Here is a 21018-nt window from a genome sequence, read left to right as displayed (position 1 = left end):
GCGGAGAGCCTTTGATGACTGCGAAGTTGGAAAAAGTTCTGATCGCTAACCGCGGTGAGATCGCCCTGCGGATTCTGCGTGCCTGCAAAGAGATGGGCATCAAGACCGTCGCCGTTTACTCCAAGGCCGACAAAGAGCTGATGCACCTGGGTCTGGCAGACGAATCCGTCTGCATCGGCCCGGCTTCTGCCGCGCACTCCTACCTGCACATCCCGGCAATCATCGCGGCTGCTGAAGTGACTGGCGCTACTGCCATTCACCCAGGCTACGGTTTCCTCGCGGAAAACGCCGACTTTGCCGAGCAGGTCGAGAACTCCGGCTTCGCGTTCATCGGCCCGAAAGCCGACACCATTCGCCTGATGGGCGACAAGGTATCGGCCAAGCACGCGATGATCGAAGCAGGCGTGCCAACCGTTCCTGGTTCTGACGGCCCACTGCCGGAAGACGAAGAAACGGCGCTGCGCATCGGCCGTGAAGTCGGCTATCCGGTGATCATCAAAGCCGCTGGCGGCGGCGGTGGTCGCGGCATGCGCGTGGTGCACAAGGAAGAAGACCTGATCGCCTTCGCCAAACTGACCCGCACCGAAGCTGGCGCGGCGTTCGGCAACCCGATGGTCTATCTGGAAAAATTCCTGACTAACCCGCGCCACGTGGAAGTCCAGGTTCTTTCTGACGGCCAAGGCCACGCCATCCATCTGGGCGACCGCGATTGCTCGCTGCAACGTCGTCACCAGAAGGTTCTCGAAGAAGCGCCGGCACCGGGCATCGACGAGAAGGCTCGCGAAGAAGTTCTGGCTCGCTGCGTCAAGGCGTGCATCGACATCGGCTACCGTGGCGCCGGCACTTTCGAGTTCCTGTACGAGAACGGTCGTTTCTACTTCATCGAAATGAACACCCGTGTTCAGGTGGAGCACCCGGTTTCGGAAATGGTCACCGGTATCGACATCGTCAAGGAGATGCTCAGCATCGCCGCTGGCAACAAGCTGTCGTTCACTCAGGATGACGTGGTTATCCGCGGTCACTCGCTAGAGTGCCGGATCAACGCTGAAGACCCGAAAACCTTCATGCCGAGCCCGGGTACCGTCAAGCATTTCCACGCCCCGGGCGGCAACGGCGTTCGCGTCGATTCGCACCTGTACAGTGGCTATGCGGTTCCGCCGAACTACGACTCGCTGATCGGCAAGCTGATCACTTACGGCGCCACCCGCGACGAAGCCATGGCCCGCATGCGCAATGCCCTGGACGAAATCGTGGTTGACGGGATCAAGACCAACATCCCGCTGCACCGCGATCTGGTTCGCGACGAAGGCTTCTGCAAAGGCGGTGTGAACATTCACTACCTCGAGCACAAGCTGGCTGGCGAGAAGCACTAAGCTTTACGCCCGCACCTGACAAAGCCGCCTTCGGGCGGCTTTGTTGTTTTTGCAGGTTTCAAATCCCCCTTGTGCGAGCGGGCTTGCTCGCGAATGCGGTGTATCAGATACATTTATTTGTCTGGCACACCGCTTTCGCGAGCAAGCCCGCTCCCACAGGGTGCAATGCAGCTCCCACAAAAGCTCTGCGCTCGCGTAAACTTGCGCGCTTCTCGCTGGCCGCTAGGCTGCATTCATATTTTTTCAAAGGTGCCCGCCATGCCTTGGCTGCAAGTACGTCTCGCCATCAGCCCGGAACAAGCCGAAACCTACGAAGACGCGTTCCTTGAAGTCGGCGCCGTTTCGGTGACCTTCATGGACGCCGAAGATCAGCCGATCTTCGAGCCGGAACTCAACACCACCCCGCTGTGGGCGCACACTCACCTGCTGGCCCTGTTCGAGGGCGGCACCGAAGCCGCGCCGGTATTGGCGCATCTGGAACTGCTGACCGGCAGCCCATTGCCCGAGCACCACAGCGAAGTCATCGAAGACCAGGACTGGGAACGCAGCTGGATGGATGGTTTCCAGCCAATGCGCTTCGGTCAGCGCCTGTGGATCGTGCCGAGCTGGCACGCCGCCCCTGAGCCTGATGCGGTCAACTTGCTGCTGGACCCGGGCCTGGCGTTCGGCACCGGCACGCACCCGACCACCGCACTCTGCCTGGAATGGCTCGACGGTCAGGACCTGAAAGACTGCAACGTGCTGGATTTCGGCTGCGGCTCGGGGATTCTGGCCATCGCCGCCCTGCTGCTCGGCGCGAAAGAAGCCGTCGGCACCGACATTGATGTGCAGGCGCTGGAAGCCTCGCGCGACAACGCCGGGCGCAACAATATTGCCGACGAGCTGTTCCCGCTGTACCTGCCGCAAGACCTGCCGCAGGTCAAAGCCGACGTACTGGTCGCCAACATTCTGGCCGGCCCGCTGGTGTCCATGGCACCGCAACTGTCCAGCCTGGTCAAATCCGGTGGTCGCCTGGCGCTGTCCGGCATCCTCGCCGAACAGGGCGAAGAAGTCGCTGCTGCCTATGCCCAGGACTTCGATCTGGACCCGATCGCCAATCGCGATGGCTGGGTGCGTATCACCGGCCGTCGGCGCTAGAATGTCCGCCTGCATAAACCGGATCGCCGCATGACCGACAGTTTCGTCACCCAGTGCCCGCATTGCCAAACCAGCTTCCGCGTCAGCCATGCTCAATTGAGCGTGGCCCGCGGGGTGGTTCGCTGTGGCTCCTGCCTGCAAGTGTTCAACGCCGCCAAACAGCTGCTCGAACAACACGCGGGCAAGGAAGCGGTCACGCCAGTGGCTCCGGTCAGCGTGCAACCGCCTCAGGCGCAACCTGCGGTCAGCGAGCCATTGGTCAGCGTGCAGCCACCAGTGGTCGAAGCGCCCGCCATCGTCGAACCACCCGCACCACGCGCCATCAGCCAAAAGCAATGGAGCGCCAGCGAGCTGGATCTCGACAGCCTGGACCTGGACGAAGAACTGGCCCGCCTCGAACAACGGGAAATTCAGCCGACCACCGAATTCGGGCGTCAGCGTGAAGATTCCCTGAGCGCCCGGCGTGACAGCCCCGAAGCCGATGAAACGGTGTGGCGCGACAGCCTGTTCAGCGCACGCGATGATGAGCGCCTGCCTGAGCACGAAGATGAAATCGAACCCGAGATCGTCGAACCGGAACCGGAACCGGAAAAAACCACACGCACCGAGCCATCGTTGTCGCTGGAGCCGGTGGACCTGGACGACGAACCGCCGATTCCGCAGTTGCGCCTGCACGACCCAATCGATCCGAATGCCCGCCGCGAGCGCCTGTCAGCCAGCGCCGAACCCGATGACGATGACCTGCCGTCGGTCGAACCGCTGCGCAAAAAACGCGACCGGGCAGAGCCCGGAGTTCGCGCCGAAGTCCTGCAGGACCTGACCGACGATCCGCTGCAACTCGACTGGCAGAAGCGCCGTTCACCCTGGGGACGGCGCCTGCTCTGGAGTTTGCTGGTGCTGCTGGCCGCTGCAGGTCTCGCCGGTCAGTACGTCGCCTACCACTTCGACGAACTGGCGCGACAGGATCAGTACCGCCCGTGGTTTCAGCAACTCTGTCCAGAGATCGGTTGCACGGTGCCGTCCAAGGTCGACATTGGCAAAATCAAAAGCAGCAATCTGGTGGTGCGCAGCCATCCCGAATTCAGCGGCGCACTGGTGGTCGACGCGATCATCTATAACCGCGCGACGTTCTCCCAGCCATTCCCGCTGCTGGAGCTGCGCTTCGCCGATCTCAATGGCCACCTGATCGCCAGTCGTCGCTTCAAACCCGGCGAATACCTCAACGGCGACCTCGAAGGCCTGGCGGAAATGCCGCCGCAGACGCCGATCCACATCGCGCTGGATATCCTTGATCCAGGCCCCAAAGCGGTGAATTACAGCCTGAGTTTCCACTCCCCCGAGTGAACGGCTGCAGCGCTTCAGGTTTGACGGCAGTTTTCTGACTGGGCGCCCGCCAACCAAACCGCTGGTAATAACAGAATAACTGTTCAGATTTTGTTCAATTCAGCCTTTATCCAGTCATCGAGAGCGGGTATCATGCCAACCCTTTTTCGAACTCTCATGATCCGGCCCCACTTCAGGGAAGTCCTATGTCGGCGGTACGCATCGGCCCATATACATTGCAGAACGGTTTGATTCTCGCCCCGATGGCAGGGGTCACCGATCAGCCCTTTCGTCAGCTGTGCAAGCGTTTGGGCGCAGGGCTTGTAGTCTCGGAAATGGTCACCAGTGACATGAGCCTGTGGAATACCCGCAAGTCGCGCATGCGCATGATCCACGAAGGCGATCCCGAGCCACGCTCGGTACAGATTGCCGGTGGCGACGCGCAGATGCTGGCGGACGCGGCCCGGGCCAACGTCGAACTGGGCGCACAGATTATTGATATCAACATGGGTTGCCCGGCAAAGAAGGTCTGCAACAAGGCCGCCGGCTCCGCGTTGTTGAAGGATGAAGCACTGGTTACCGAGATCCTGCACGCCGTGGTGGCGGCGGTTGATGTGCCGGTAACCCTGAAGATCCGCACCGGATGGGATCGCGACAACAAGAACGGCCTGACCGTGGCGAAGATCGCCGAGCAGGCCGGCATTACGGCGCTGGCAGTGCATGGCCGCACGCGCGCCGATCTGTACACAGGTGTTGCCGAGTACGACACGATTGCCGCGATCAAGCAGGCGGTGTCGATTCCGGTGTTTGCCAATGGCGATATCGATTCGCCTGAAAAGGCCCGTTACGTGCTCGACGCGACCGGTGCCGATGGCCTGCTGATAGGCCGGGCTGCCCAGGGGCGGCCATGGATTTTTCGTGAGATCGAACACTTCCTGCGTACCGGCGAGAAATTGCCGGCGCCGGAGCTGATCGAAGTGGAACGCATCCTGCTGGAGCATCTGGCCGCACTTCACGCCTTCTATGGGGACGTGATGGGCGTACGTATTGCCCGCAAGCATGTGGGCTGGTATCTCGCAACCTTGCCGGGCGCCAGGGAGTTTCGCGCCCACTTCAATCGTTTGGATGGTACGGAAACACAATGCGCCAACGTTCGGGAGTTCTTCGCCGAGCGTTACAAGAGCCTGACAGGGGACGAAGAAGGGGTGGCCGCATGACGATGATGACCGAGACTTTAGTGAGTGGAACAACACCCGTGAGCGACAACGTGAATTTGAAACAGCACCTCAATACCCCGAGCGAAGAAGGTCAGACCCTTCGCGGGAGTGTCGAGAAGGCGCTGCACAATTATTTCGCCCACCTTGAGGGCGCGTCCGTCACGGATGTGTACAACCTGGTGCTCTCCGAAGTCGAGGCTCCCCTGCTCGAAAGCGTGATGAACTACGTCAAGGGCAACCAGACCAAGGCCAGTGAGCTGCTGGGACTCAACCGCGGCACGCTGCGCAAGAAACTCAAGCAGTACGATCTGCTGTAAGCATTCAATCAAACCAGAAAGGCGCCCGCGTAAAACCGGTCGCCTTTTTTGCTGACTTCCCTTGCTTTTGATGGAAATTGAGATGACCGACCAGACTACCCGCCTGCCGATCCGCCGCGCCTTGATCAGTGTTTCCGACAAGACCGGGATCCTCGAATTCGCCAAGGAGCTTGAAGCCCTGGGCGTCGAGATCCTCTCCACCGGCGGGACGTTCAAGCTGCTGCGCGACAACGGTGTTGCCGCAGTGGAAGTCGCGGATTACACCGGCTTCGCGGAAATGATGGACGGCCGGGTGAAGACCCTGCACCCGAAAATCCACGGTGGGATCCTCGGTCGTCGCGGTATCGACGATGCCGTCATGAACGAGCACGGCATCAAGCCGATCGACTTGGTTGCGGTCAACCTGTACCCGTTCGAAGCCACCATCAACAAGCCAGGCTGCGACCTGCCGACCGCGATCGAAAACATCGACATCGGCGGCCCTACCATGGTCCGTTCGGCGGCGAAAAACCATAAAGACGTGGCGATCGTGGTCAACGCCAGTGACTACGCCAACGTCCTGGAAGGCCTGAAAGCCGGTGGCCTGACCTACGCGCAGCGTTTCGACCTGATGCTCAAGGCCTTCGAACACACTGCCGCCTACGACGGCATGATCGCCAACTACATGGGCACCGTGAACCAGGCCGCTGAAACCCTCAGCACCGAAGGCCGCAGCGAATTCCCGCGCACCTTCAACAGCCAGTTCATCAAGGCTCAGGAAATGCGCTACGGCGAGAACCCGCACCAGAGCGCGGCGTTCTACGTTGAAGCCAAGCCTGCCGAAGTCGGCATCGCCACCGCGACCCAACTGCAAGGCAAAGAGCTGTCGTACAACAATGTGGCCGACACCGACGCCGCGCTGGAATGCGTGAAGAGCTTCGTCAAGCCAGCCTGCGTGATCGTCAAGCACGCCAACCCGTGCGGCGTGGCCGTAAGCCCGGACGCCGAAGGCGGCATCCGTCAGGCCTACGAACTGGCCTACGCCACCGACACCGAATCGGCGTTCGGCGGCATCATCGCCTTCAACCGTGAACTGGATGCCGAGACCGCCAAGGCGATCGTCGAGCGTCAGTTCGTTGAAGTGATCATCGCCCCAAGCGTGAGCGAAGAAGCCCGCGCCATCGTCGCTGCCAAAGCCAACGTGCGCCTGCTGGCCTGCGGCGAGTGGTCGACAGACCGCGCAGCAGCGTGGGACTACAAGCGCGTCAACGGTGGCCTGCTGGTGCAGAGCCGCGACATCGGCATGATTAGCGCCGACGACCTGAAAGTGGTGACCAAGCGTGCACCGACCGAACAGGAAATCAACGACCTGATCTTCGCCTGGAAAGTCGCCAAGTACGTTAAATCCAACGCCATCGTCTACGCCAAGAACCGTCAGACCATCGGTGTCGGCGCCGGCCAGATGAGCCGCGTGAACTCGGCACGTATCGCCGCGATCAAGGCTGAGCACGCCGGTCTGCAAGTGGCCGGGTCGGTAATGGCTTCGGACGCGTTCTTCCCGTTCCGCGACGGTCTGGACAACGCAGCCAAGGTCGGCATCACTGCGGTGATCCAGCCGGGTGGTTCGATGCGTGATGCCGAGGTGATTGCTGCTGCCGACGAAGCCGGCATCGCGATGGTGTTCACCGGTATGCGTCATTTCCGCCACTAAGTACACGATCCACTGTTGATCGTGCCCACGCTCTGCGTGGGTACGCAGCCCGGGACGCTCCGCGTCCCTCGGACGCAGAGCGTCCGTTGAGGCATTCCCACGCGGAGCGTGGGAACGATCAGCCCCTACAGAATTAGCGTCATCCGAGGTTTTTGAAATGAATGTTTTGATCATTGGCAGCGGTGGCCGTGAACACGCCCTGGCCTGGAAAGTGGCTCAGGATCCGCGCGTGCAGAAGGTTTTCGTCGCGCCGGGCAACGCGGGCACCGCGATTGAAGCCAAGTGCGAGAACGTCGCCATCGACGTGCTGGCCCTTGAGCAACTGGCCGACTTCGCCGAGAAAAACGTTTCCCTGACCATCGTCGGTCCGGAAGTGCCGCTGGTGGCTGGCGTGGTCGACCTGTTCCGCTCCCGTGGCCTGGACTGCTTCGGTCCGACTGCCGGTGCTGCACAACTGGAAGGCTCGAAAGCGTTCACCAAGGATTTCCTGGCCCGCCACAAGATCCCGACCGCCGACTACCAGAACTTCACCGAGATCGAGCCAGCCCTGGCTTATCTGCGTGAAAAAGGCGCACCGATCGTGATCAAGGCCGATGGCCTGGCCGCCGGTAAAGGCGTGATCGTGGCCATGACCCTGGCCGAAGCCGAAGACGCCGTGCGTGACATGCTCGCCGGCAATGCGTTTGGCGACGCTGGTTCGCGCGTGGTGATCGAAGAATTCCTCGACGGCGAAGAAGCCTCGTTCATCGTCATGGTCGACGGCAAGAATGTCCTGCCGATGGCCACCAGCCAGGACCACAAACGCGTCGGCGACGGCGATAGCGGCCCGAACACCGGCGGCATGGGTGCCTACTCCCCTGCCCCGGTGGTCACTGCCGACGTGCACCAGCGTGTGATGGATCTGGTGATCTGGCCGACCGTTCGCGGCATGGCTGAAGAAGGCAACGTCTACACCGGTTTCCTGTATGCCGGTCTGATGATCGACAAGGCCGGTAACCCGAAAGTCATCGAGTTCAACTGCCGCTTCGGCGACCCGGAGACCCAACCGGTGATGCTGCGTCTGCAGTCGAGCCTGGTGCTGCTGGTCGAAGCCGCCCTCGCGCAAGCGCTGGACAAGGTTGAAGCGCAGTGGGATCCGCGCCCGAGCGTCGGTATCGTATTGGCCGCTGGTGGCTACCCGGGCGACTACGCCAAGGGCGCAGCGATCAACGGTCTGGACGCAGCCGCCAACCTGGAAGGCAAAGTCTTCCACGCCGGTACCGCGCTCAAAGATGGCAACGTGGTAACTGCCGGTGGTCGCGTACTTTGCGCCACTGCCATGGGCGCCAGCGTGAGCGAAGCCCAGCAGCAAGCCTACAAGCTGGCCGCCGCCATCGACTGGGAAGGCTGCTTCTACCGCAAGGACATTGGCTACCGCGCCATTGCCCGTGAACGTGGCGAAACCCAGGAATAAGCTGTCCTTCAAGTCCGGCGCGGGATGCAGTCCCTCGCCGGGCTGTTCCGCCGCCGCGCATCGTTATATTCTGGCATCAACCTACGAAGGGATTTCGCCGTGCGCTGGCTCAGGATTGCCATAAGTTTAACCGTCACGTTGCTGACCTTGCTCTGCATGCTTCCGGCCCAGGCCGCACAAGGCAGTGGCTGGTCGGTATTGCTTGACGATCAGGGCAATCTGCAACTGAGCGACATCCGCTCGGCTCGCTACACCAATCAATTCAGCCCCATCGAACTGGACCGCCTCACGGCCGCCGAGCCCGATGGTGCACTGTGGTTGCGTTTCAGACTGGCGCCGGGCAAGCACGAACAAGTGCTGCGGATCTTCGCCCCCGACCTGTCCAACCTCAGTCTCTACGTGCTGGACGGCGACAAGCTGATCGAGCAACGGATCTCCGGCACCCACCAGCCGCAGGTCGAACGGCCGCTGCCGAGCAGCGATTTCCTGCTGCCGCTACCGCAAAGCGACAAATCCCTCGACGTTTATTTGCGGATGGTTTCCGACCATCATCTGCGCCCGCACATCACCCTGCAATCGGCGGTGATGAGTGCCGCCAACCAAAACCAGACGCTGATCTTCGGCCTGCTGTTCGGCTGCCTCGGCATGTTGCTGCTGCACAATATTGTGCGCTACGCCTATTCCCGCTCGCGCAGCAGCCTGTGGCTGGCCGTCTGCGAAGGACTGCTGGGCCTGAGCCTGTTGCTGCTGCTCAACCTCGCAGGGCCCTGGCTGCCGAACTGGCACGCGATCCAGACCCCGGGCGCCTATCTGGCGTTGCTGCTGACCGCCCCGGCCGGGTTGATGTTCGCCCTGCGCTTCTTCGCCCCGCTCGGCCCGCACCCGCTGAACAAACTGTTGCTGGGCGACATTCTGTTCATCGTGATCTGCAGCCTGCTGCTGTTGTTCGTCAACACCCTGCCGCTGAACATCATCACCTATGCACTGGTGGCCCTCGCCGGTCTGAGCATGCTGCTGGTCGGCTTCTATCACTGGCAGAAAGGCTACCGTCCGGCGCGGTTGTTCGTTGCCGGGATGGTGGTGTTCAACATCGGTACGCTGATCATCCTGCCGGCATTGCTGGGGCTGACCCTGGTCGCACCGCAAGGCCTGATCATGACCCTGATGGCGTTCATCTGCGTCAGCGGCCTGCTGATGAGCATCGCCTTGGGTGAGCGCCAGCGCAGCATCACCGAAAGCCGCTTCAGCATCAGCCGCGATCTCGCCGCCAGCAACGCCGAGATCAACGCGAAGGCCGAGTTCCTCGCCAAGATCAGCCACGAGATCCGCACCCCGATGAACGGCGTGCTGGGCATGACCGAGCTGCTGCTGGGCACGCCGCTGTCGGTCAAGCAACGCGACTATGTGCAGACCATCCACAGCGCCGGCAACGAGCTGCTGACCCTGATCAACGAGATCCTCGACATCTCCAAACTCGAATCCGGGCAGATCGAACTGGACGACGTGCAATTCGACCTCAACGCCCTGATCGACGATTGCCTGAGCATCTACCGGGCCAAGGCCGAACAGCAGAACGTCGAGCTGATCAGCTTCATCCAGCCGCAGGTGCCGCGCGTGATCAGCGGTGACCCGACGCGCCTGCGCCAGACCCTGCTGAGCCTGCTGGAAAATGCCCTGAAGAAAACCGACGAAGGCGAAGTGCTGATCGTCGTCGCCCTCGACGAGCGCAGCGTCAAACCGCGCCTGCGCATCGCCGTGCAAGACAGCGGGCAGCCGATGGATGCGGAGGAGCGCGATGCGCTGATGCACGCCGAACTGCACAGCAAGCACTTCCTCTCGGCCAACCGTCTGGGCGGCAACCTCGGGCTGGTAATCGCCCGGCAACTGATTCGCCTGATGCACGGTGAGTTCGGCATCAAGAGCGGCGCCAACCAGGGCAGCACGTTGTGGCTGACCCTGCCGCTGGACCCCGACCGTCTCGAACACCCGACCTCCGACCTCGACGGCCCGTTGCAGGGTGCGCGAGTGCTGGTGGTGGACGACAACGACACCTGCCGCAAGGTGCTGGTGCAGCAATGCAGCGCCTGGGGTCTGAACGTCAGCGCTGTGCCATCGGGCAAGGAGGCGCTGGCGCTGCTGCGTACCAAGGCACACCTGCGTGACTACTTCGACGTAGTGCTGCTCGATCAGAACATGCCCGGCATGACCGGCATGCAACTGGCGGCCAAGATCAAGGAAGATCCGAGCCTGAACCACGACATCCTGCTGATCATGCTCACTGGCATCAGCAACGCGCCGAGCAAGATCATCGCGCGCAACTCCGGGATCAAGCGCATCCTCGCCAAACCGGTGGCCGGCTATACGCTCAAGACCACGCTCGCCGACGAATTGAATCAGCGCAACAAGGGTCAGGTGGTGTTCCAGCCGCAAGTGGTCACGCCCGCCACAGCAGCCAAGGTGCCGAGCGATTTCCGCATCCTCGTCGCCGAGGACAACACGATTTCGACCAAAGTGATTCGCGGCATGCTCGGCAAGCTCAACCTGCAGCCCGATACTGCCAGCAACGGCGAAGAAGCCCTGCAGGCGATGAAGGCGCAACGTTACGATCTGGTGCTGATGGACTGCGAAATGCCGATTCTCGATGGCTTCTCGGCGACCCAGCAACTGCGCGCGTGGGAAGTCAGCAACCAGCGCATCCGCACACCGATCGTAGCGCTGACCGCGCACATCCTCGCCGAGCACAAAGAGCGCGCACGCCAGGCTGGCATGGACGGGCACATGGCCAAACCGGTAGAGCTGTCGCAACTGCGCGAGCTGATCGAACACTGGGTGGCCCAGCGCGATCAGCAGAACCGAAGTACTGCGCAAACATCCTGATCAGCCTGCGCGTGCCAACAGCTTTTCATCCACCTGACCGTCAGTAACCATTTCGATCAAGTCCATGTATGGCAACACGTGCCCCGCGAGAATTTCGCGGATCGGATCGAAGAGTGGCGGAGCAAGATCCAGTTGCAGGAAGTATTGCTCTACCAGCCCCGAAACATTGGCAGCAGTAAAAATCTGAGAGTACGGATTGATTGCGCCGACTACCGATGACTTCAATGTCATGTATGTCGCGTTGATCCGGGGGCCAGGTTGCGCGACGATGAGCAAGAAACGAAATCGGCCGAAGCCTGGTTCGTCCGCCGGGTCATGTTCGATCGACTGCTGAACCCGCTCGTGCAGAGACTCGATGAGCGGGTCTGCAGCCGACCGCCCGACAATGTCTTTCAGGACTGGCACCAACGTGCCCTTGTCGGCACTTTCGAGCCCACCCTCCATATAGTCCACCAGCCTCGTCATGGCTGTGTCACTGGATTTGCGTGGCGGAGTGAGCTCGAACGATTTCCAGCTTTTCTCCAGCCAGTTGTCCTTCAAAACCTGCTGCCAGGTCGCGTACCAGTTATCCTGCTCACTGTCTAGCGGGAACATATTGGTGGCAACCAGTTGGGCAAACAGGAGGGAATGTTGTACATCCTGTTTTTCCTGCTCGGTCATTCTTGACGACAGCAGAACCAATGCGCCGGCATTTCGATAAATTGCATACTTTTCCTGCACTGGACAACTCCTCGAGTTGAGCACGCGGCGACTGAAAACAGCCACCACATGCTTTGATTAGATCTTAAGAACTTACTGACTTACTTTAACTTCAGAGCCCACCTACTTACATTAGTCACTGCACGATCACCCAACGCACCGGAAATGAGATCGCGCGTCTTGGCGATGATAAATGGAACCATCGTCATATGAGACTCACCTTTATATAGATCTACCGAACTGCTATCCCAGTTGACGAACAGCACTTTGGTTTGATTAACCCGATTAATAAAGCGCACAGCGCCCATTGTCAGGATGACTTCCTTATCCGGTGTTTCAATGCACGAACCAACCGCGAAACCACCGTTAGCCTTGTTTTTGACATTCTTGTCGAAAACCTGAAGAGGTTTCTCGGAGTTTTGCAGAGACGCCATTGCATCGGTTGCCACTTTCAGCAACAGCGCCGAAGTTGGACCCGGCAGGGCGGCCGCAGCTGCGGCGGAGCCGAGAATGGTCAGGGCAAGCTGGTCCATCGTGAAGCTTTTACCGGATGCTTGGGTAGAGTCGTAATATCCCTTGAGAATGGCCCAACCACAGTCTTGCATGACTGTCAGAAAAGTTTTGTACCACTCCTTGCCCTGGCTTTCCAAAGGATGTTCCTGGTTAGCCACCAGGGTCGCAAAAAGATAGGTATTGCGAACGTCTGCCTGATTCTGTTCGGACATGCCCGACACGAAAGCAATAATAGCTTCACCTACGATCGCGGCCTGATCTGGCTGCTCGACATCAAAAGCTGTTACACCGGAAAAACTGCGCGGGGCCAAAACAACCTGGTCGGCAGTTATATTATAATTATTCAAGCGTTCCAGTCGCTCTGCAATACTGAGCACGGTATTAGTTTGCATTATTCAATTCCATTAGTTTGTTTTAATTGAGCTCTTTCCAAGCCCGCAGTGCAAACTTACGCAGAAAACCTTCACCCAACAAGCTGATGAGTGTTACCAATAAACAACAACAGCAACTTACAACTCAAAAGTCAAAACCTCTTAGAACAAGCAGCTGAAAAAACGAACAGTTGAACTATGCCGTACGGCAAGCAATCGAGTCCGACAGACTGCCCGTTGCCTGATAGACTTCGCTCAACTTTCACCGGTACGGACGTCTCCCCATGCTCCACGTGTTATTCAGCGTTTACCTGAAGATGCTGGTGCTCTACAGCCCGTTCTTCGTGTTGTCCTGCTTCATTAGCCTGACCCGTGGTTACTCGCGCAAGGAACAGCGACGCCTGGCCTGGAAAGTGGCGATTGCCACACTGATCTCCAGCGTTCTGCTGTATCTGTTTGGCCGGGTGATTTTCGACGTGTTCGGGATTACCGCAGACGCGTTCCGCATCGGTGCCGGCAGCGTGCTGTTCATCTCGGCGCTGGGCATGGCCCAAGGCAAGCCCGTAGTGCAAAGCGACAACGTGCAACAGGACGTGACGATCGTGCCGCTGACCATCCCCTTGACGGTCGGCCCGGGGACCATCGGTGCACTGCTGGTGATGGGTATCAGCCAACCGCATTGGGATGACAAACTGACCGCGATCATGAGTATCGCCCTGGCCAGTTTCACCGTTGGGGTGGTGCTGTACCTGTCCAATCACATCGAACGCATTCTCGGCGACCAGGGCTTGCAGATCGTCAGTCGGTTGATGGGATTGTTTGTCTGCGCATTGGCGGCGCAGATCATCTTTACCGGGGTGAAGGGCTATCTTGTTTCCTGAAAGCAAGAAAGGGCCGCGGATGATCTGATCCGCAGCCCCTTCAACTAATCCCGTCGGCGTTTAGCTGCCGGGTTACGCCTTAACGGATGTCAGAAATCAGCGCGCCGAGTTCACTCAGCGCTTCCTCCTGCAACGCGCTCATCAACTCATCGAGGTAGAGCGTCACCGCGAGGTCTTCCGCCAAGGGGATACTGAGTGACAAATTCTTTCGAGACTCCGCACTGATAGCACCGACATTGCGCAAAATGATGCTGCGCCCCGTGTCAGTGTCCGTCAGCAGCAGGTGCACATCCTTCTGCGTGACCAACCACTGCTCCATCGGCTGCAGCTGGAACGAAAGATGACTTTTCAACGCGTCGGGAAAATCGAGATCGACAATGAGGCAGTCAAGTCGTGCCCAGGTCCGCTGGTCGATCAACAAGGAACCGCCATCCGTCGAAGACTTCAGGATCAGCGTATCAATGCCGTCCGGAATCGGCGCAAGCCTGCCAGATATCCGATCACTTTCGATGACCAGCGTATTATCTGCTCGCCTGACTGTTTGTGCAGTCATCCATACGTCACTGAGCTTGCCATCTTCACTGCGGTTGCTGAAAAGCTGCAGGCTCTGCGGGTCATGCAACACCAGGGTTTGACCGTTAGCGACTCCCACGTAGCCAGGCAAGTCTTCACCTGGAGCCGTTGCACTGAGCAAGCGGCCGGCGTCGACGTCATACCAGCTACAAAGATCATCGATCCTGCCTGCCGTCAGATACGGAGCACAATGCTGACCCGCCAGCATCCGGGCCAGTTTCCGTTCCCGCGCCTGATGCAGATCCACGCCGTCGAAGAACTCGTTTTCCACACCGACAATGCGCGCAGGCTCACCTTCGAACAGGTCGAACAATACGTGATCATGGGTCTTGGCGCGCAAGCCCGACTCATGGGGCATAGCCCAGGCAAACGTCCGCTGCGGCATCACCGCCTGCATTTGCGGGATCAAGTCAGCGCGTAGCAGTCGCGTTCCCGCGCCAAATGCTGCGAACAAGCTATCGGGGGCCATGAACGCTTGGCGGTAGATCCGCCCAGTAGTCCAATCGATCATCCAGGCGGCCTTCCTGTCCATGGTCAGCCTCAATAACCCAAAGCTTTTCCCCGCTGTATCGGCGATAAGAAGTTGCTGATCGAGACACACGACATAGAGCGGCGAGTGATTCGAAGCAGCGCTGATGCCACCGACCTCCACAGCCCCCGCGGACCACATTGCGGCAGTGCCAAGGACCGAATCCCACCAACGAAAATTGCTGCCTGAGCGCTGCTGGCGGGCGAGCAGCCAATCAGTACTCAGGCTTGCCAGATGTCGGTCACCCGCGACGTTCAGTCGAAATACCATGCCGTCTTCAGTAAACACAATGTGTTGCCGGCCCCGACGATGAATTTGCTGCACCTCGAGAGGCAAGATGCATTGGGCAAAAATGACGGGGGGCTGATCTTGCGCACTGATGCGCTGGCGATAAAGCAGGCCATGACGCAGGTGATGGAACAGAACCGTATCGCGCTCTGACTGCTGCGGATCCAGGAGAACCCAATCGAAGGAATCGGCTTTGTTGTCCTGCTCTTTGAGCATCGGCCTGAAGACCCTTCCGTCGTCGCAACGCACCCAGACCCTGCTGAACACTTTTAAGCTGTAGTCCATGTAATCAACAGTAATGAACCTGGATAGAGCGGCATTCACAACACGTTCGTCATCAACTTCAGACTCGGCTGGAATCAACCAGTACCAGGAGAGGAAATCGTCAAGGGTGACAACCCCACTTCGAATGTCCCGACCTTCGTGATAGCTGAGATGACCGGACACACCAGTAATCGAGAGTTCATCTTCTTCGATCAGGTAAGTCATTTTCACAAACCGGTCTTCGTCGAGTTCGATGCGCCGAACCACTTGCAACACACCGCCCGGCATCTCCTGGATCGCGGTAATCCAGGCTTTGCACTCCTTACGTACCAACTGGAAAACACGCATGATTTTGCCGGTGACAACATCAACGCGCCAGATCAATGCATCAGCGGGGCAGTAGTAGTAAATGTCCTGACCAATCCTGGGGCCCATACAAATATCCGCGGCATATTTGGGATCCAGCCCGCGAACCAACGATAATGAATCTTGCGCGCGGTCATACCAGGCGCTGGTGCGCACGCCGGTCAGAGCATCCTGGTAATTGCGAATGACCGTGGGGCCATCCGCCAGACGGCTGGAACGTGCAAGTTCGCGAACTCGCTTAAGGGTCATCGGGCCGTCTTCATCCGGGCCGGCCTCCAGCTCCGTGAGCAGCAGGGTGCCGGTTGCCCAGTCCACCTGATAGGAATCTGCGTCGAGTTGCACAAGCACAGCGCTCTTGTCAGGCACCTGCACCTGTATCGTGCCCAGTTGCAGGACGTCACCCTCGATTTTCACACCGCTTTTATTCAACCAGGCTGCGCGTAATGACCAGGTCATTGCTTCGCCAGTCGAGACCTGCAAACGCAAAGACTTGACGCCCTCGGCCAAGGCAACCGAACACTGCCCACCCTGTGCATCGATGTCATAGGAAAGGTGACCATGCACCTCTCGCGGCAAGGTCGGTACATGCAGAAAACGGTGTTGCCTGCCCAACACCACGCTGACCGTGGTTGCCACGTAGTTGGGCACCATTTTTTCAATGATGTATCCGGTGGGCACTCTGTAAAAGGAGAACCAGAATTGCCGCTTGCCGTAACGGTCATGCTCAAGTGCCAGTGCCGTTTCCAGATCTTCGCCCAAGGTTGTCGAGAAGGGCAGTCCGCCAAACTCATAGGCGAGGAAGCAGTCGGGCAAGCTCGGTAACACAACGCTTTCAACGTTTATTTTGTCACTGATGGCAAACTTTTCCGGCAGATCGAGCGCTTCTCGAATGCTGAATGCATGCTCGCGGTCCGGGTCGATTTTGGGTGGATGCAAATCACAGTAGTCGTCTGCCGCGTAAATTTTCTGACTGCCAAAGGTGATAGCTCCCTTGCGCAGATCCAGTTTTGAATAAACCGCATGAGGGTTGGCAAAGAGGGTATCGCCCCTTACCGAGTAACCTTCGGAACGATAAGCCTCGTTGACCCGATTCAAATACCTGCCGATCTGCTTGCCACGCTCCTTCCTGGCGCTGAAACCTTCGACCAATGCACCGATGCCGATAGCCAGGCCACCGAGAATGACACTGGCCCCGCCAAGAAACGCAGCCGCCGTGGCCGCACCGGCAACACCCGCGCCAAACGCTCCGGCCCCCAGGATCAGACCGGCAGTATCGAAAGCCAACTGGGTGGCGAACACCGCACGCTGGATATCATTTTCCGCGTTGATCAACAGATAGATATCGAAACCGATACTCGCCAGTTGCAGTGCGTTGCCCACACCTTCATTCAATACGTTGCCCAGCGCACTACCGACGATTGCAGCGGTGGTGTTGGCCACACGCACACTGTCGGTGAACGCATGACGAACCAGTCCCAGCAACTGCACCGCGTCAACCACGAGTCCGTGGGCCAGTTGCGCGTAAGAGAGATAACCGTGAATGCGCACCGCAGACGTCAACGCCGTCGAACCATCGGCGTGCTCCGCTTCCTTGAGCCCAAGCAGTAACGCCTGAATGGCAAAGCCGGCATTGAGTGTGTGCACCGCACCGACGTCGGTCGGATCGACCGCGGATGATCCCGCACGTCTACCGGATAACTCTTCAAAGGAATCGCTCAGATAAGATTTGATCCCGGACAAGCGCTTGTCATCGGTCAACACCGTGCGCGTCTGATGCGGGTCTTTGGCGTTGACCAGAGTGATTTCACTGCGCCCTTGTGCGGCGGGTTTCAGGGACTCGAATACCGGAACGAAGTCGCGGCTCAGTTGATGTTTTTCATGCAACTGATCGGTGGCACCTTTGATGATCCGCGCCCACTTGTGGGCGTCCACACTGACGAACGCTTGGCCAAGACGCGCGTTCTCCGACAGCGACCGTAGTCGCAATTGCGCATGATGGTGCCAGGGTTCGACAGGCTTCCCACCGGCAATCGGGTCATTGCTCAGCAGGTTTCCAACGCTGACTCTGGACGGCAAAGTCGCGTCGGCAATGTTCACGCCGTTGAGGTCCACCACATCGAAAGTGGCTCCGGGGCCCTCTGCAACGCCATAGAGTCTGGCGAGCGCCTCATCCTGCAAAAATCCCTGGATACCTTTGTGCAGTTCATCTATTCGGGCAAACGCATACAGGCCGAAGTTGGGATCGTAGAAGCGATAGGATGTTTCATCTGCTCCCGCGACTTTGCTCACCAGCATCGAATGATTTTCGGTATTGAGCAGCAAGCTGCCGCCGCTGGATTTGGCATCCAGCGCCTGTATCACTGCGTGCAGATTCGCCACCGGGGTTTTTTCGCCGAACTGCGCCATCGGGATGCCGCGCAACTCATCCAGCACATGCAGCAACGCCTGGGTTTCAGCTGACTCCGGGGCAATATTGGCCAGCGCCAGTTTACCGATCAGAGCGCGCTCTGCGGCGACACCACGTTCCAATGCTGCCGCCATGGCCAATGCCAATGGATAACAGCGCCGCCCCGGATCGCCCAAACCCTGCACCAGCAACCCTTGTGGAAACTGTTTGGCTGAGAGAGCCCCGGACCGGAAAAACTGCTCACGTACCGCATTGCCTCGTGTGAGAATCGACGCCCGTTGTTCTTTTTTAGCCACGGCTTCTACCTGGCTCAGGTGTTCGCGCCATTGCCGTACGCTCATCGGCGTGGCAAAGGCCTGCGCCTTCAGAACCCGAGAGTTGTTTTCCCCCGTGCCGATTCTGGAAGTACTGAACTCTGTAGGTGCCGCGTAACGGTTGAGCAGCGTTTGTTCGATGATGTCATAGCGTGCGAACAGCCCACGATCACGGGTTTTTTCGGCAAAATCAACGGTGGTTTTCCAGGTCTCGGCGAACCCGTTCTGATCCAGTGTCGTAGCGCCAAACAGGCCGCCGAACATCACACGGTGCAACGGACTCAACTGATCCACAGGTAATTTGCCTGCCGCGATCCGCGCCAACGCTTCGTTCAAATTGCCCAGCGACTCGGCACCTGTCGATGACGGCAGTTCGACGGTGGGTTGCTGCAGAATCTGCTGACGTGTTTCGAAATCGACAGAGAACGGAGCATTGAACGCAATATCGCCAGTCAATCGGTCATTCATCGCACGAACGAACGGTTCACCCAGGCTATCCAGCAGTTGCTGCAGCACTGACGTCAGCAACACGGGCTTGCCTTCGATGACCGGCCAGCCTTGCTTGAAAGTCAGAGTCTGACCTTTGAGCAGCTCATCCACATTGCCCAGGTAATGGTTTTTGTAGGCACCATCGGCAATTCTGCTTGTTTCCAGTTCGAACCAGGCGGACTCGGTCTTGGCGTTGTCCTTCCAGCTATGGTGGGTCTCTTCTTCGGTGGCCAGATTGAAACCGTCACGCAGATCGACTCGGTCACTGATTTGTTGACGAGCTTCAGCAAGCGCTTTTTCGTTGATGTAATCACTCAAACCTTGCGAAACAGCCGTCGGGCCACTCATGGCAATAGCCGATTGGGCACCAAATTTGATGCCGTCGGCATCGTACTCAGCGACAGCCTGCAAAAACCGGTTTCGAGCAATTAACTCGTCACCCCAGGTTGATAGCGGGCCATATATTTTCTCCATTTCGCTAATGATCAGATTGGAGAATGCTGCGGCATCTGTCAGTGAGATGTTCCTCTGACGAGCCAGCACTTCCACTCGATCCAGAAATGCATAATTACTGCGAATTTTATCGATGATCCCGACAATTGCCGCGGACCCGGCATGACCACTCAACATTGCATTGGAAAGGCCATTGAAAGGGCTACCTTTTAAATCGGCACTATTTTTATTGCCTACACGCACTCCGTGTTGTGAAACAACGACATCATTGAACGGTGCAAAAATATCCTTGAGTGAAGGTGCGGTCCTGGCAAACTCTATCAATGCGTTCTTTATGTGTTCCGGTACCTTATGGCGTAAATCCGCATACGGTGCACTTCGATTCGGAAGTATTTGCGGGTTAGAGTCGAGCAGAATCTGCGTGATTCCCATCCGGGTTTCGATGTCAAAACCGGAAATATCCACGCCACCGATATTTTCATGTAATGACGGCAATAGATCCGCATCCAGATAGATCCCGCTTTCGAAATGCACCGCCTGCAGTCGCGTGATGTCAGACGCCGATGCGAGATTGCCGCGAAGAGACAATTCTCGTTCATAAATTTCGAACAAGGGGCGACTGGACAATTCGCTACGGATATCCCGAAGTGCAATGCCATTCGCAGCAACACTTTCAAGCGACTGCAGATTTCGCACCTTCAGCGCGTTGAGCGTGGCCTCATCCTGACCGTAAGCGCTAACCAAAAGATTGATTCTTGCCTGGTCGGCACTGCCACCTGTCGCGGTGGCTTTCTGGATATGTTCGAACATCTGCTGACGAAGCACGCGGGCGCGCTCAACGTATAGCTTGCCGAGCCTCGCTGGCTTCATCGATGCATCTTCAGAAGCGAGCTTTGCGCCTTGAGCCTTGGCCGATTCGACGATGATCTTGTTGGTTTCATGCGCAAGCAGTCCATCGCTGTCGTACCAGAGATTCAGACGGTATCCATCAGCGTCGGTCATCTGTTTCCAGACATTGATGTAATCCCCCTGAATGGTTCCAATGCCTCCGCCTACCCAGACAAAATGTAACTTTCGCGCAACCGGTTGACCTCGAGACAAAAGGTTTGCAGTAGTCGTTAGCCGGTCGTGGTAATCCCTAAGGTTTCCACTGAATTTCTTGAATTGAATATCGGTTACACCAGGAAGATTCGCCTCGACGACTTCCTTGAGCAATCTGACTGCTATCAGTTGTTCTGTCCACTCCGCTGCCCCGACCGCAGCGTTGTAATAACGCAGCAACTGTTCTCGAGACATGTCATCACGCAAACCCCCTGCAATCAACTCAATTTCGGTTTGTTTAAAAACCTCAGAGAACTTACTGCTCACCATTGCCCCATAATCCTTAGTATTCAACCGAGTTTCCTTTTCTCACGCAAATATATACCGCGAAGGGCTTTACCATCACGACATCCAGAAACAATTAAATGTTTAAAACCGCAACT

Annotated in this window: 12 protein-coding genes; 9 read left to right on the top strand and 3 right to left on the bottom strand. The window is 58.2% G+C overall.

Going from position 1 to position 21018, the window contains the following annotated elements; genetic code table 11:
- Positions 1–14 precede the first annotated feature (14 nt).
- The 8 genes from accC (at position 15) to PseAD21_RS02670 (ending at position 11387) form a co-directional block, all read left to right on the top strand.
- Positions 15–1373, top strand: a complete 1359-nt coding sequence (gene accC, locus PseAD21_RS02705) for an acetyl-CoA carboxylase biotin carboxylase subunit (protein ID WP_077570780.1) — start codon at positions 15–17, stop codon at positions 1371–1373.
- A gap of 258 nt (positions 1374–1631) precedes the next feature.
- On the top strand, positions 1632–2510 hold the full coding sequence (prmA, locus tag PseAD21_RS02700) for a 50S ribosomal protein L11 methyltransferase (RefSeq protein WP_102354391.1): 879 nt from the start codon (positions 1632–1634) through the stop codon (positions 2508–2510).
- A 30-nt stretch (positions 2511–2540) separates the two neighbouring features.
- Positions 2541–3854 carry a DUF3426 domain-containing protein gene (locus PseAD21_RS02695; protein WP_102354390.1) on the top strand — a complete coding sequence of 438 codons (1314 nt, stop codon included), beginning with the start codon at positions 2541–2543 and terminating at the stop codon, positions 3852–3854.
- A gap of 185 nt (positions 3855–4039) precedes the next feature.
- A complete protein-coding gene (gene dusB / locus PseAD21_RS02690; protein ID WP_102354389.1) occupies positions 4040–5050 on the top strand; it encodes a tRNA dihydrouridine synthase DusB in 1011 nt (336 codons plus the stop codon).
- Positions 5047–5367 (top strand): DNA-binding transcriptional regulator Fis, encoded by a 321-nt coding sequence (fis, locus tag PseAD21_RS02685; protein ID WP_002555375.1) that lies wholly within the window; start codon positions 5047–5049, stop codon positions 5365–5367. The genes dusB and fis overlap by 4 nt, the downstream gene beginning before the upstream one ends.
- Before the next feature lie 82 nt (positions 5368–5449).
- On the top strand, positions 5450–7057 hold the full coding sequence (purH, locus tag PseAD21_RS02680) for a bifunctional phosphoribosylaminoimidazolecarboxamide formyltransferase/IMP cyclohydrolase (RefSeq protein WP_102354388.1): 1608 nt from the start codon (positions 5450–5452) through the stop codon (positions 7055–7057).
- Positions 7058–7214: 157 nt separating this feature from the next.
- Positions 7215–8510 carry a phosphoribosylamine--glycine ligase gene (gene purD / locus PseAD21_RS02675; RefSeq protein ID WP_102354387.1) on the top strand — a complete coding sequence of 432 codons (1296 nt, stop codon included), beginning with the start codon at positions 7215–7217 and terminating at the stop codon, positions 8508–8510.
- A gap of 99 nt (positions 8511–8609) precedes the next feature.
- The gene (locus PseAD21_RS02670; RefSeq protein WP_102354386.1) at positions 8610–11387 is read left to right on the top strand and encodes a hybrid sensor histidine kinase/response regulator; all 2778 of its coding nucleotides are present in this window, start codon (positions 8610–8612) and stop codon (positions 11385–11387) included.
- On the opposite strand, the gene PseAD21_RS02665 is transcribed toward PseAD21_RS02670, so the two are convergent.
- Both PseAD21_RS02665 and PseAD21_RS02660 read right to left on the bottom strand, forming a co-directional pair.
- Complete coding sequence (locus PseAD21_RS02665) at positions 11388–12107, bottom strand: hypothetical protein (RefSeq protein WP_102354385.1); 720 nt, start codon at positions 12105–12107, stop codon at positions 11388–11390.
- 80 nt (positions 12108–12187) lie between these two features.
- Entirely contained in the window at positions 12188–12991 is an 804-nt protein-coding gene (locus PseAD21_RS02660; RefSeq protein WP_102354384.1) for a hypothetical protein, read from the bottom strand.
- A gap of 263 nt (positions 12992–13254) precedes the next feature.
- On the opposite strand from PseAD21_RS02660, the gene PseAD21_RS02655 reads away from it, so the two are divergent.
- A complete protein-coding gene (locus tag PseAD21_RS02655; RefSeq protein ID WP_102354383.1) occupies positions 13255–13851 on the top strand; it encodes a MarC family protein in 597 nt (198 codons plus the stop codon).
- Between the two features lie 79 nt (positions 13852–13930).
- On the opposite strand, the gene PseAD21_RS02650 is transcribed toward PseAD21_RS02655, so the two are convergent.
- On the bottom strand, positions 13931–20929 hold the full coding sequence (locus PseAD21_RS02650) for a TcdA/TcdB pore-forming domain-containing protein (protein ID WP_146011257.1): 6999 nt from the start codon (positions 20927–20929) through the stop codon (positions 13931–13933).
- Between the last annotated feature and the right edge of the window lie 89 nt (positions 20930–21018).

Source organism: Pseudomonas sp. AD21 (genome assembly GCF_002878485.1).
GTDB lineage: Bacteria > Pseudomonadota > Gammaproteobacteria > Pseudomonadales > Pseudomonadaceae > Aquipseudomonas.
Note: the sequence above shows the minus strand (reverse complement) of the source record. Positions and strands in the feature narration are given on the sequence as shown.